Annotated in this window: 10 protein-coding genes; 5 read left to right on the top strand and 5 right to left on the bottom strand. The window is 44.2% G+C overall.

What is annotated here, in order from left to right; translation table 11 throughout:
• Nucleotides 1-88: 88 nt before the first annotated feature.
• The 5 genes from AC3CKG_RS20455 to AC3CKG_RS20435 are packed head-to-tail and all read left to right on the top strand — an operon-like array spanning nucleotide 89 to nucleotide 6,201.
• Nucleotides 89-757: a hypothetical protein gene (locus tag AC3CKG_RS20455; RefSeq protein ID WP_065111566.1), complete on the top strand. Its 669-nt coding sequence runs from the start codon at nucleotides 89-91 to the stop codon at nucleotides 755-757.
• Nucleotides 758-809: 52 nt separating this feature from the next.
• Complete coding sequence (locus AC3CKG_RS20450; protein ID WP_488529934.1) at nucleotides 810-1,484, top strand: fimbria/pilus periplasmic chaperone; 675 nt, start codon at nucleotides 810-812, stop codon at nucleotides 1,482-1,484.
• Nucleotides 1,485-1,528: 44 nt separating this feature from the next.
• Nucleotides 1,529-3,967 carry a fimbria/pilus outer membrane usher protein gene (locus AC3CKG_RS20445; RefSeq protein ID WP_488529933.1) on the top strand — a complete coding sequence of 813 codons (2,439 nt, stop codon included), beginning with the start codon at nucleotides 1,529-1,531 and terminating at the stop codon, nucleotides 3,965-3,967.
• Entirely contained in the window at nucleotides 3,936-4,805 is an 870-nt protein-coding gene (locus tag AC3CKG_RS20440; RefSeq protein ID WP_102307789.1) for a hypothetical protein, read from the top strand. Before AC3CKG_RS20445 ends, AC3CKG_RS20440 begins: the two co-directional genes overlap by 32 nt.
• A 37-nt stretch (nucleotides 4,806-4,842) precedes the next feature.
• Nucleotides 4,843-6,201 carry a GGDEF domain-containing protein gene (locus AC3CKG_RS20435; protein WP_488529932.1) on the top strand — a complete coding sequence of 453 codons (1,359 nt, stop codon included), beginning with the start codon at nucleotides 4,843-4,845 and terminating at the stop codon, nucleotides 6,199-6,201.
• A gap of 152 nt (nucleotides 6,202-6,353) precedes the next feature.
• Here AC3CKG_RS20435 and AC3CKG_RS20430 read toward each other — a convergent pair whose 3' ends face one another.
• The 5 genes from AC3CKG_RS20430 to AC3CKG_RS20410 form a co-directional block, all read right to left on the bottom strand.
• The gene (locus AC3CKG_RS20430; protein ID WP_076671081.1) at nucleotides 6,354-6,914 is read right to left on the bottom strand and encodes a sugar O-acetyltransferase; all 561 of its coding nucleotides are present in this window, start codon (nucleotides 6,912-6,914) and stop codon (nucleotides 6,354-6,356) included.
• A gap of 177 nt (nucleotides 6,915-7,091) precedes the next feature.
• Nucleotides 7,092-8,090: a LacI family DNA-binding transcriptional regulator gene (locus AC3CKG_RS20425; protein ID WP_488529931.1), complete on the bottom strand. Its 999-nt coding sequence runs from the start codon at nucleotides 8,088-8,090 to the stop codon at nucleotides 7,092-7,094.
• Between the two features lie 99 nt (nucleotides 8,091-8,189).
• A complete protein-coding gene (locus tag AC3CKG_RS20420) occupies nucleotides 8,190-9,629 on the bottom strand; it encodes a 6-phospho-beta-glucosidase (RefSeq protein WP_488529930.1) in 1,440 nt (479 codons plus the stop codon).
• Between the two features lie 269 nt (nucleotides 9,630-9,898).
• Nucleotides 9,899-11,029, bottom strand: a complete 1,131-nt coding sequence (locus AC3CKG_RS20415; protein ID WP_029226069.1) for an RHS repeat-associated core domain-containing protein — start codon at nucleotides 11,027-11,029, stop codon at nucleotides 9,899-9,901.
• Nucleotides 11,019-14,711, bottom strand: coding sequence for an RHS repeat domain-containing protein (locus AC3CKG_RS20410; RefSeq protein ID WP_488529929.1), 3,693 nt, complete (start codon nucleotides 14,709-14,711; stop codon nucleotides 11,019-11,021). Before AC3CKG_RS20410 ends, AC3CKG_RS20415 begins: the two co-directional genes overlap by 11 nt.

The following is a 14,711-nucleotide window of genomic DNA, read 5'->3' as shown; positions in this document are numbered from 1 at the left end:
TATCACCCCTCGTTGCGAGGTATGTTTTTAAAATCCTAATTACTATGTATTTGTTGTCTGGAATAACAAGAGTAATGAGGGAATAATTATGAAAAAATTAATATTAGCGGTAGCAGTAGCCGGTGTCATGTTCAGTGTAAATAGTTTTGCTAGTGGTGGTTCAGGTGGGACCAAGTTAGAAGCTAATGTAGTTCAGTTTGGTGGTGCAACTAGCGCCCTACTCACCAATGCAAGTAACACTGATGGAGCACACATTCGCATGGAAGGCACGATTCCACAACGTTGTGTACTCAACTTAAAGTCAGCACAAGCCGGAGAGTTTGTGAATGGCGATATCCACTTAACGAACATGTTGGCAGATAGCAAGAATTTGATCCCAGGGCTAACTGCTAGTAAGCCAATTGCAAGCCTTCGCGCGTGGTGTAACTACGGAAAATCAATGGAAGTCGATATGACAGCCACACCTTTCAAAATGACTCGTTTTGGCATGGCCATTGGTAAAGAACGTATCGATTACACGCTACAAGCAAATCAAACTGACATTTTCGATACAAGCAATGCAAGTGATGGTTTGTTTGGTCATACGACAGGTAACTTCCAAGTTAAATGGAGTGGCGAACACCAACAAGCAAGAATTGCAGAAGTTCCTCTTAGTATTACTACAGAGGGTGCAGCTCTAGCAAGAGCCGGTAATTATCGCTCTACAGTGTATGTGAAACTCCAAGCGAAAACTTGTCATCGCATGTGTGGATTTTAGCTCATAAATTAGAGCCCGCAAACGTGGGCTCGTTTTACCTAGGAAGGGTTTTATGAAAAACATTACTTTATTTATCAGTCTGCTACTCTTCCACACCGCCGCTTTCAGCTACGAAATTACCCCCATGTATCAAGAAATGAACGAATTTGGAGGAAAGGCTCTCTCAAGCTATACGATCAATAATCCTCAAGACCGCTCACTTCCAATTGAAGTTGTGGTGTATGACGTAAGTTACGATGAAACCGGTGAGGTGCTAACGCTTAATGAGGATAGTTTTCTCATTTTGCCTCCTCAGATAATGGTAGATCCACAAAGTTCTCAAAAAATTCGGGTGCGCTATATCCCTAGCGATGCTCTCACAATGACCAAACTGTACCGAATCGAATTCAACGAACTAGAAGTTGAAGGGCCTGAAGATAGTGACAGTAAAATAAAAACACTTCTTAGTTTTTCGACCTTAGCTTTTGTATCTCCTAACTCAATAAAGCCGACTATGAAGCCCTCGATTAAAGACACGAACATAGTGGTAGAAAACACCAGCCAAGTCTTAGTGAACTTGCTTCATTCAGTATTCGAACTTCAAATGAATGGCGAGAAAAAAGACCTACCTTGGAGCCAAATAGACACTAAGACAAGTGGTTACTTAATGCCTGGCGCCACCGCCTATTACCCTATTCCAAACGAGTTCAAAAAAGTCACTGGTATCACCATTAAAAAAAATGATTAACACTGAACCACCGGCTTCTACACGAGCTTTATTGGGAGGTAAACATGAGCCGATACTACACAGTTCTTCTGTGCGTCTCTCTATGTTTGCTAACCCAACCTCACGCCTTTTGCGCGGATTGGCTATTTCCATTCCCAATCAACTATTTGGGCTCAACTGTGGGCGATATCGATGCTTTCTCTGATGGCAAAACTATCTCCAAAGTTCATACTGTTCAACTGCATACACTGATTGGTTCAGCGCTTACAAATGAAGTATCAGGTAAGTTATCTTCGTACAACGACACTTTTATTTCAGTTGAAACACTAAAAGATTGGGGCGTGTTGCTCTTCTTCTCATCGTCTGACATGTCAATCTCATTATCTTTCGTTCAAGATGCACGAAAAGAGCAAGCGCTAAGTTTCAGCGCCCCTTACTCTCCTCCCATTTATTCTACGTCGGCCTTCTTCACCAACATCAATAACTTTAACTTTGGCCTATCTGATACACGAGGAGTTGAGACTCAAAGTGAAGAACAAAAGTGGAATATAGAGTGGGTCTCTACGGGGAACTTTGCTGGTGCACGAGGAGTTAATTATAAACTTTCAGGCTATTTTGATGGTGGCACCGATGAGAAACAAACTTTCTATCGTGGTGATATATCGGCCTTTATTGATCGTGCAGAAATCCCTTATCGAGTGACTTTTGGCGACCAAGTCAACAGCACTTCAGGTCACCTGCCTAGCCAGCAATTTGGCGGAATCGGGTTCGAACGTAATTACTCAGCATTACAACCGAATCGCAGTATTCAGGTAGGAGGCACTCAAGCCTTAGTGCTTGAAGAGTCTGCCGATATCGAACTGTACATTAATGGTTCTTACGTGACAGAGTTTCGACTTCCACCAGGACGTTACATGCTCGATAACTTGCCGCTGTCTTCAGGTAGCAACGACGTTCGTTTGGATATTGAATATCAATCAGGAAGACGAGACTCCATTCTCTACAGCGTGTTCTACAATTCAAAACTGCTTAAAGAGGGTATATCTGACTTTGGCGTGTATTTTGGTGCTCCTTCAGAAATAGCAGACAGCCACTATAAGTACGATACCCAAAGTTTAATCACCAGTGCCTATTATGACTATGGCTTAACCGAACACTTAACGCTTGGGTTAAATGGCTTTTATCATAAAGACGGATTCATACTGGGAGGGATCTCTACGTTTGGTACCCCCATCGGTAATCTTGGCTTTCGACTATCAGGCAGCCAATCGAGTGAATATGATGAAACCGGTTATATCGCAAGCATCGATTATGCCGCCTCGCTCTGGGATCAAAACAATTACAGTGCCCCCAACTTACGTATCGCGCTTGAATCTTATGATACCTATTCCTATCAACCCTGGACAGAAGAAGGAACGACAGGCCATTCGGCAGCTGTCAGCTATACCTTAAGCATTATCGATGATGTTTACTTATCCCTCTCATATAACCTTGATAAACAGAGTGGTTTCGATACGGAATGGAGCGCAGAAGCCTCAACGTCTTGGTCTTACTCCAATGTAGTGATTGGTTTAGGTATCACTCATGAAGAAGACCCAAATGAGGGGATTTCGAACACAGAGGGGATCGTGTCTGTCGATTGGACATGGAGTTCTGATGACGGCCAATATACCGCAGATGCAGGATACGCCAGCGATACTGAGATCTTACGAGCAAGCTTCAGTAAGCCAAGTAAAAACCAAGTCGGCCAATATGGCTATTCTCTATCTGCTGATATCGAATCAAGCCAAGGGCAGTACCAATTACGTGGTGACTACATAGGCAACCGGGTTAGATATGATGGAGACATCAATTATTACAACTCGACCAATACCGAAGACACTGTAGTCACCTCGTTCAGACCCAGCACAGCATTCACGATTAGTGACAGCAATCTCTCTTGGTCACGCCCAATATACGGTGCGGCGGCTTTAGTGCAAGTTCATGAAAGCTTAGAGTCGGATGCCCTGATAAACAGCGATGAAGACGCGCATGCAGAAGCGATTTCTCAGCAAGGTTACCCCAATGCTATCAGCCTCTCTACAGCCCATATCACTCAGAGTTTTACTGTTGATGCGCCAGACGCACCTGTTGGTTATGACATCGGCAATTATATGTACAACATCACCCCAGGTGCCTATACCAGTCATCTCATCACCGTTGGGTCCAATAAATCTAAAACCATAATAGGCAAGTTACTGCTAGCTAACGGTCAACCGCTTGCGTTAACTCAAGGCTATTTAACCGATCTCGATGACACATCTTATCCATTCTTCACCAACAAAGGCGGAAGGTTCGTTATTGAAGGTATAGGCAGCGGTGATTATCGAATCGAAACGATCAACTCCGATGCAACGGGGAGCATCAGCATCCCTGAATCAGACGATAACCTGTTGAGGCTTTCTGATATTCAACTAAAACAAGGAGCAAACAATGTTCAAAGTACCTCCAATGAAAAAAACTAATTGGCTGCTCACATTATGCATTCTCTGGCTGCCTTCACCATTGCTAGCGCAGAGTTGCAACGGAGTATGGAGCTTAACCCAACTTAACAATGGTCCGATTGACTTTGATAAATCGGGATTTGCGAAAATTCAATACGAGCTCAAAAAGCTACGCACTCAAAGCGGCGAATGTTCATTAAAATCGGTTCGGTTGAAAATCCTCAATACACAGGACAAAAACGGACCTTATTTCGTCAACCAAAGCCAAACATTACTTGCTTACGATCCCAAAGAACGAGAGTACTTGCTATACGCAAAATACAATTCTCCTGTCCGTTTTTACTTGGTCGATCCGAGAGCAAAAATTAACTACGCTGCAAGATACATCGTACCTTTTATTGCCAAGCTCAAGTATGAGGACAACCCAGTATCAACGCTAACAAGCACCGCGACTTACAAGATAAAGTCTTTCGTTACCTTTGATTGGTCAGGCCGTGGAAACAACATTCACCGCTCAGCAACAGGATACAGTTGGCAACTCGGTGAACTATATAGTGGCAAGCGCTATCAAGCGGACTTTGTGATCCGTTCTAATTCTCAAACAGAGCTTTGGGTTAAACCTCGACATGGCAAACTGATCAACACTCAGAACCCTGATTGGACTATTACCTATCAGCTTACCGCCGATGGAACAGAGGTCTCTAGATTGCACCGTATGACATCCATAAAAACCTATAATCGCGGTCAGCACATCATTCCTTTTTCACTCTCGATCACTGACAACACCAACCTGTCACGAGCAGGAAGTTACCGCGACGAATTACATATCCAAGTGAAAGCAATAGATCCTATTTACTAAAGTAGCGCAGTGACATTTTTAACAAAGGTACACCAATATGAATGCTATCAATTTAGCTATGAAACAAAGACATTGGGTAATGGCTTGCTTCGCTTTGGTCATCCTTTATATTCATATTGGTGAAATACGTAGAACCATTCATTATATCGAAAAAGATCAAACTCACAGAAGCGAGCTCATTCAAACGCTGGTTCAAAGTAATGTCGTTCGAACATTGAATATTTTAGGCGCTTCTTTGCGCTCTGGAGCGACAAACTCCAACAAACCCAATCTGGGCGGTGTTTATTATCAGCCTGCACAACCTTTCTCAAATTCTGACACTCAACGCATCGCACAACGATTCAATGTCAGCACGTCATCACCTCAATTTCTTGCCATGAAGAATGGGGAAACGACACTCTGGGGATTTAACTTCAATCATCCAAAGCCTCATACCAGCTTAATCGCAGGGCTCGTGTCGCGGCAGTCATCCCTTTACCACGAGGCAAGTGTCGACCTGCAATATTACTTCCCAGGAGTCAAGGGTACGGTCAATACGCTTCTTTTGATAAGAGACAATCAACATCAATACTTTATGCCTTCTGGAGAAAAGATAAATCTGGATTTCTCGAATACGCACGCCATACAAACTTCAGAAAACTCCGCTTTCTATGTAAGTAAAGTGAAACTACTAAACGTCATATTTTTCCGATTAAATAATGACAATTCTCGGTACTTCCATCTCGTTGAAGTTCCTTTGCCACAACTCCGTGCGACCCTTTTTATCTTTGATAATATGACCAGTTCCGTCGCTGAGATAAAGGGGGATATTCAAAGCTTTGTTGAAGTCATCGCATTGTTAGGAATCGGCTATGTGTTACTGATTGCCTTTTCTCATTATCAATATCGAACTTCAATTGCTTTAGAATCAGATGCATTAACAGGGTTGAAGAACCGCTCTTACTTAGAAAGTGCAAACTCTCGCATTCGTCATAATGGAACGAGTAAAAACAATCGCTGTATCGGAGTCATTGCCATTGATCTAGACCATTTCAAACGGATCAACGACAACTACGGGCACCATGTCGGCGACAACGTGTTAGTTCGGGTAAGCGAGATATTATTGGAAAATGTAAGAAACAACGATGAATGCTATCGTATCGGTGGAGATGAATTCATCGTAATTCTCAAAACAGAAAGTCAATCAGATATCATTAAACTGGCAGACCGTATCCGAGATAAAATCGCCTACGACCCACAACTCAGAAATATGATTAAAGGCGGAATATCAGCTTCGCTTGGGCTTGTGGATTTATCGACTGGGCAATCGATTGAAGAGGCCATTATTTCCGCAGATGAAATGTTGTATCAAGCTAAAAATCAAGGGCGAAATTTAGTTCAAAGTTCCCTTATCTAAACCAATGAGTTTGAGCAACTACGGCGACAGTTATTGAAGTTCAAAGGAGCGTCACATAGCCCCTATGGTTCGATGAGTTATCGTGATTACACATACAAAAAGACCTACCTGAAATATAAGTAGGTCTTACACTCGAACGAAAATAACGATGCTTACTCGTTATCAATCGCTTTCAGAACCTTACACGGGTTACCTACTGCAACCACATTGGCTGGGATGTCTTTAGTTACGACACTGCCCGCGCCAATCACGCTGTTTTCGCCAATGGTCACGCCAGGGCAGATGATCACACCACCACCTAACCAAACATTGTCACCAACGTTAATTGGCGTGCCAAATTCAACGCCTTCTTCAACGCGGCCTTTCACATCGAGTGGGTGGCCTGCGGTAAGAATTTGAACGTTCGGGCCAAGCAACACATTGTCACCAATAGTCACTTCAGCCACATCTAAAATCACGCAATTAAAGTTAGCGTAGAAGTTCTTACCCAGCTTGATGTTTGAGCCGTAATCACAACGAAATGGGGGCTCTAAGTGCGCGTTCTCGCAACCCGGAATCAGCTCTTGCGTCGCCGCTTCCCACTCTGGTGTATCGGGAATACTGTTATTAAGTTTTTGAAGCGTTTTCTTACACTCAATTCGCGCTGAATAAAGCTCTTTATCCCAAGCTTTATAAGGTTCACCCGCTAGCATTTTTTGTTTTTCTGTTTTCACGTTACTTACCTACTCTTTCACATTACTTACCTAATGATGGTCAACTCAACCACCAAAAAACGCAATATCGCACATCTAAACAACAGTGAATAATCAAGGTTTAAGCACTGTTTCAGAGATGCGTAGCTCGTCACTTTTTGTAGGTAAAATATGAAACTCAATCACGGTTAACTGAGCCTAAACACGCGGGGCAACCGAGTCGCGAATCACCAAACTGCCAGTAGTACTTAATGCCTCAGCTTGCTCAGTATCACCGACAATTTTCAGAATCGCCTTTTGTGTCATTTGCTCTAATGGCACGCTGACAGACGTTAGGCTTGGCGTTAGAAACGCACCAACTTTGCTGTTATCAAATCCAACGATAGAAACATCTTGAGGCAATGAGTACCCAAGTTCGGTTAACGCCTTGATCGCGCCAATCGCCATGTCATCGTTTTCAGACAAGATAGCAGTGAATGTTGCTTTGCTTTTTACCAGAACCTGAGCCGCGTGATAACCGCTCTCCATTGTCCAATCACCTTGAACGACTTTGGTTTCATCTAGTGCAATACCTTGCTTGGTTAGCACATCTTGATAGGCTTGGTAACGCAGTTCATCGGTCGAAGAACCGGCTTTACCACGAATCACTGCAATCTCTGTATGACCCTGCTCGATGATGTGTTCAACCATCAAACAAGCACTTTGGTAATGGTCTGTGGTGATAGCATGCTCAGGCTTCGATGGCATTTCGCGATTGAGCACCAGAATCGGTGTGTCTGTGCTTTCGATGATCTTTGCAATCTCACATTCGGTTAAGCATTGCGGATAGATGATGATGCCCGCGCACTTCATATCCAGCAGGAAGTTGATCGCCTTTCTTTCGTCTTCTGCGCTGTGTTTACCATCGGTGATCACCAATTGGTGATTCGACTTTTCACTGTAGGAAGCGGCGTGATACATCAAGGAAGAGAAGTAAGGGCCATTGAACAACTCATTAGTGATTACAAAGCCGATGAAGTTAGTCTTCTTGGTCGCCAATTGCTGAGCCAACAGATTTGGTCGATAACCCGTTTCTTGTATCGCATCAAATACCTTTTTCACCACGTCTGGACGCACGATGTTCTTGCCATTTAAGACACGAGAAACGGTCGATTTAGATACGCCTGCGCGGTTTGCGACATCAAGCATGGTTACCATTGGCTTCTTTTCCTTTATAAAAAATTAGCCGACATAGGCCGACTAATTCATTGCAAAATGACAGCTCACAGTTCGCATAACTGCGCTGGGAAATGCATTCTAAATAGTGGCACCGTTAGATGCAATCACGCCTTTGTACCACTCGAACGACTTCTTGCGTTTGCGTTCTAGTGAGCCAGATTGATCGTTATGCTTATCTACGTAAATGAATCCGTAGCGTTTTTTCATCTCACCGGTGGTAAACGACACTAAGTCGATACAGCCCCAAGGGGTGTAGCCCATCAAGTCAACGCCATCAATCACAACGGCTTTTTTCATCTCTTTGATGTGGTCACCAAGGTAAGCAATGCGGTAGTCATCATTAATGCTGCCATCTTCTTCAATGGTATCAACAGCGCCAAAACCGTTCTCAACGATGAACAATGGCACTTCATAACGTTCATACAGAGACGCTAAGCAGAAACGTAAACCCGTTGGATCAATTGGCCAGCCCCAATCGCTAGATTGGATGAACGGGTTATCGACCGAGTTTTCATGACCGCCGTCCATCGCTTCTTCTGTCGACTGATGCGAAGACGAGTCCAAGGTATTCGACATGTAATAGCTAAAGCCAAGGTAATCTGCTTTACCTTCTTTTAGGATCTGCTCATCTTCAGGTTGCATCTCAATGTTGAAGCCTTTGATTGCCCAATCGCGTTTTGCGTAACTTGGGTAATGACCACGCACCATTACATCCGAGAAGAAGTAGCGATCACGCATCGCTTGCTGTGCCACCATAATGTCTTCTGGCTTTGAAGAACGAGGATAGAAAGGCACCATCGCACACATTGCGCCAATCTGAAGATCTGGGTTGATCTCGTGACCTTTCTTAACCACTAAAGCACTTGCAACAAACTGGTGGTGAACCGCTTGATACATTGCTTCTTGCGGCTTTTCACATTGTGGGAACTTCACGCCAGAACATAACCAACCGAAGATGTCTGCCGAGGTGTTCATCTGGTTATTGATCTCGTTAAACGTCATCCAGTATTTCACTTTGTGCTGATAACGATCCATTACCGTAGTCGAGTACTTAACGAAGAAATCGATCACTTTACGGTTCATCCAACCGCCGTATTCTTTGGCTAAGTGGTAAGGCATTTCAAAGTGACTCAGCGTTACCACTGGCTGAATATCGTATTTCAGAAGTTCATCAAACAGATCATCGTAAAACGCTAAACCCGCTTCACACGGCTCGGCATCATCGCCATTAGGAAAAATACGCGTCCACGCGATACTGGTACGAAAGCACTTAAAGCCCATCTCAGCAAATAACTTTATGTCTTCTTTGTATCGATGGTAGAAATCAACAGCGACTTGGTTTGGGTAGTTTTCACCATCAATCACACCATCGGTGATTCGACGTTGCACGCCATGAGCGCCCGCTGTTAATACATCAACAACACTTACACCTTTACCATTCGCATCCCAGCCGCCTTCAAGCTGATGCGCTGCAACCGCACCACCCCACAAAAAATCGTTCGGAAATTCGTTGTTCATACCATTACTCGCTACAAGTTATTCGCAAAAAAGATCAGGATTAGAGCTGCGCTCACAACTCTGAAACCGATTTCAATAAAAGCAAAGATACAGATTGAAACCGGTTTCAGCAAGGTGGTTTTGATCTTTTTTTGATCACGAAGTGGGATCTAAGGAAAGTACTCATGGTTGATGGATAACGTTCGAGAACGCCTACACAGAATGCAAAAAAGCCAGTTCAATGAGGATTGAGCTGGCTTTGTGTTGTTAGAGAAAAAGAATAAATCAGACTACGACAATGGCAACTGACGGATCATCTGCTGAACCTCATTGCCATACTTTATTCGTTGTCGTGTCTCCTCGAGTGCGTACATTTGCGTCTTCTTGGCTGCAGGGTTGGCACTCCGACCTTCCGTAACCATGGTATCCGCTGATGACTTTTCCTGATCTAATCGCCCTGGTATCGTTTTAACCGATGACCAACCTAAACCACCAATCGAGCGCGCCGTCATTATGCCTTGATAGATGGTATATCCTCGGGCACCCACTTTGACTTGTCCAAGAAGAATCTTGGTAAACCCACCATGAATGGGAGGAGGTGTGTACGTCATCGTCTTACCGCCCTGCGTCATTCTGGTCGCAATCACCTGCCCCTTAGAGCTGCCTATACGCATAGCTGGGTTCGTTTTAGAGGCCCATGCAAGATTGTACTCACCAGAAGGTCTAATCTTGTTCATCAAACGAGAACCAAGACCGGGCTGAGTGACATCTTCCAATGCCCCACCCGCTCTTACCCAACGTAAGTTCTGAACCGACTTGTAGGCTGAATATCCGCCACTCACCACACCAATGATATCGAATGGAATGGTCGCAATATCGAGTTTATGAGAGATATCCCCATCGTCGATAACTCCCGAGGCAATTTGTAGCGCACCACTAGTCATACCTGCAATACCACCGATGATACCTGCAGCTAATACCAAGCTAGAACCGCCCGTTGGTGCAGCTAAGGCAATACCAACAATACCCGCGATAACCCCAAAAGCACCAAATAAGATCTTACTGATATTCAGATGTCCGCTTGGGTCGGTAAAGTTAATCGGATCGTTATGGCAATACACATAAGCATTGTGAACCCCCTCATTGAAAGGGGCCAAACTGTCCGGTGCATTGAAGCGCATCAACTTCGGCTGGTAAACGCGATAGCCTTGGCCTAGATGGTAGCCTTGCAGTACAGGATCCAACCACTCGCCATTAAAGCCAATCTCCGAATGGGAGATGGTCATCGACTGCGCCATCGCCAAACGAACCGAAGTCGGAAGCAGTGAGATACCACCAGCCACCGCTGCAGTTTGACCAATTTTAATCAGGAACTCACGTCGATTAAGTGGGGTAATAAATACCGAGTCTTTATTGTTCATTTGCATTCCCCGCTTGATCACGTTGCCCATATGGAGAGTAACGGTACATAGACCCTGTTTTACCCGACGTATTTGACGCGATTACCGAACCATTTTGATCCGTTGCCAATAACGTGGTTTCCGAGTCCATCTCTGACCATTTAGGCACTCCTTCGTGATAGATATACTGAGTGAGTTTGCCATTTTCCTCGATCGAAGCGAGGTCACCCCATAGATAGTTAAAGTGACGAGATTCAGAAACGGACTGTTGTTTAGACAGTCGGTCGTTGCTGTCATATTGATAGAGCCATTCGGTATTATCAGCTAACACACGCTGTAATCGGTCGAAATTGTCATATTCAAGAATTCGACCATCCGCATCTTGAATCATGTTGCCATTCAAGTCGTATTTCACTGTTACCTGACCGTCGAGTTGTGGGTGGGAATGGGTAATACGAGTCAACTGGCAAGGGTCATCCGACTCATAAAAGTAACGAGCGAAATCCTCAGATTCAGCAGTAGCTGTGCGTTGCGTCAGCATGTTACCTAGCTCATCATAGCTCCAATCAATAGACGTCATAGACTGAGACCAATCGCTCAGTGGGCCCGCGCCGAAGAACTCGACTTTAGTCAACTGAGAGAGGTCATCATAGGTATAGATTTCCGTCAGATTACCTAAAGTTGCGCACTCCTTTTTACGAGAATTAAGCAGCCCTAACGCGTTATATTCTTGTGACTGCTCAAAGATATAATTATCGTTCAAGGCTATAGCTCGGTTGACTTCGCGACTATATTCATCCCATTCGAGTTCAGTGACTTGGGTTTGATTACCCGATATCAATGTTTCTAGTATCACTCGATCAAACTCATCATATTCGTAGTAAACCGTTGTTGAATTTGAACTCAACTTCACTAATCGTCCGAGTTCATCGTAACCATACTGGCGAGTGTCCGTGTCACTATCAATTGCAGCGATAACCCCACCATCGGAGTAGCTGTAATAGCGAGACTGACCATCATTCACCTCGGCTTCAGGCAAGCCTTTAGTCGAGTAGGTAATGGTACTTTGATTGCCTTCACTGTCCTGACTCCCTGTCGGTAAGCCGGATATTGGGTCATGACTGTAACTAGAAGCCTGCCCATCAGACGACTTAGCACTTAGCACACCCAATTGGCTATCGCGAGTAAATAGCCTTGTTGGGGCTGCCATGCTGGTTTCAGTTTCTGGGATATTGCTGCTATCCGCGTAAGTCCACGCCAATGAAGCTTGGAGACTCGCTCCTCTGCGCAGAGATCGTGGTCGTCCCAATCCATCAATATCGCGTTGCCCTAAAGTCACCCCACCAATTTTCAGATCTACAACTTGTGACTGATCGGTATGTTCAGCGTAAGTGATATCTTGATCGACGCCGTTCGCTTGAGTCATGCGAATAACACGATCAAAACGGTCGTAATGGTAATGCTTGGATCGAGCGAGAGGATTCGTTTCTTTAATCAATCTTCCCCATGAGTCGTACTCATAATTCCAACTGTTGATACCTTGCTCTTTTTTCTCTTCTAGCCCCCAGCTATTCAGAGAACTGACCGTCATGGTCAAACCTTCAATACCTTGGGTTTTCTTACGTGAGGCGAGGTTATTGAACTCGACACGACGTTTTCCATTCGCTAACAGAGTCGCTTTAACCTGATCCCACTCATCGTATTCATAGCTTTCTGTTAACACCACAGGCGCCGATCTGGAATTGCGATCAGGCAGCACATCGTAGGTACTCTTGCTTTGGAGTCTGCCCAACGCATCGTACATTTTTGTCCATACGACCGAGCTACCAACTTTGGCCTCTAGCTCGCGCCCTTGACCATCCCAGCTTTGTTCACACAAGTTGCCTTTGCAATCCGTTAGCAACAAGGTTTGTCGACTCATACCAGTATCAACAATGTATTGATACGAACGGGCTGCACTTCCTTCAATCCGTTCTTCAGTAGTTCTACGAAGCGAATCATAAGTAAATGCACAGCTAACTCCGTCTGAATCGACATGACGCGCGAGTTCTCCAATATCAAGGTAGTGCCCAACCGCAAGATTGGTTTTCGTATTGTCGTGACAGGTCAGCTCTTCGTGTTCTTCCAGGACATCGTTATCCAACTCATAGCGATAGTGAGAAATAGCAGAATACGTGCCGTTAGGATGAAGAATGTCATTTTGGACTGAAGCCAATCGGCCGAAAGAGTAAGTCTCACCAGTATCAGTTTGATAAGCGTAATGACTTCTATAGCGTTGGACGTCTTCTTCTAAACTCAGAACCACATCACGATGGCCATTCAAGCCCTCAAGAGAAGCGTATTGATAAGAGATCACTCTCTGTTCTGATCCATTGTTGAGCGTACGAGATTTTACGAAATTCACCATGTCAGTAGGCGATGCAGGGCAATTTGCTTCACCATTTTTTGCGTAATATTCGTAACGTTCAGAAATGTCATTCTCATCAACGAACTTAAGCATGTTGCCATATTCGTCGTAGTCCCATAATCGACTTTGAGCTTGGCTAGCCGATCCAGAAAACCAGATTTGTTCCTCTTTACTGATCAAAGAATACTGAGCAGGTTGATCCGAAAACTGCTGGTTATCAATCGCTGGGTATTCCAGCCTTTTCAAATGAACAAGGTCTCCGTTTACCTGCCGGGCTTCTTCAACGAGTAGGTGAAATTGATTGTATGTTTGAGCGGTGACAATAGAGCCATTTTCGATTTTTTGTACGCGATAAGTATATTCGTAACCACGCTCAAGCAAATTATCAAGCCCTTCACTTAATTCACCACCACGCACGCCATAACCCATAAAATTACGACTATCTGTGCCAACACTGTCGTAGGTTGTGCTAATAACTGGCGAATTAAGGGTAAGGACATCGTGCGCTGTCACTGCTGGTAAATAAGTCATTGAGTTGACTCGAATACCATCAGCCTTATATCTCAAACGCTCGGTCAAGCCACAAGGGTGGTTTACCTCATTGATTAACGTATATGAACCAATGCTTTCATAACCGAAACTATAGCTACCTGCTTGTTCTGGTAAATTGCATTTGACGAGCTTGTTATTGCTAAGAGTAAGACTGAAATAAGCTTCATGGGTACTGCCAATATTAGTAAAAATATTAACGCGCCCTACCGAAATATATTCGACCCACAACAGTGCGGTCTGTTTGGTTGTTCTGCCATCCCAAATTTTATCTAGGCGTTTATTTTGTCCCACGTTGAGCCAAGAAAAGTAGAGAGCATGACCATTACTTTGGGTGATCTTAATGATGTCGCCATCTTTATCTAAAAGATCAGTACGGCCATTTTTATACGTGATTTCATAACCATTCGCGCTAGACGATACCGAAAAATCGAGTAGCTTTTTGTAGCGAATACTCATTTCGATATTGGCATTTAATTCAGCACGGTAGGATTGTCCATTTGCAAGATAGAGCTGTTGGTTCTCGATGTCGTATCTTGGAAGATTCAATTTCCAGCCTTTACCGAAACCAAGGTTGTCTGTCGAGTAAGGTGAGAATTGAATGGATATATCGAGGTTTGGTCCCTTCAGCCAGTTACCAATGAGAGAGCCAAGTAAGATTTGATATGAATAGCTTCTGGTTCTTTGGTCGACGCCACCCGAACAAAAGCTATCAAAGTTAAAAGCGTTTGAAGTCCAATTAGACAT

The sequence above is a fragment of the Vibrio sp. QJM3NY_15 genome, assembly GCF_057785995.1.
Note: the sequence above shows the minus strand (reverse complement) of the source record. Positions and strands in the feature narration are given on the sequence as shown.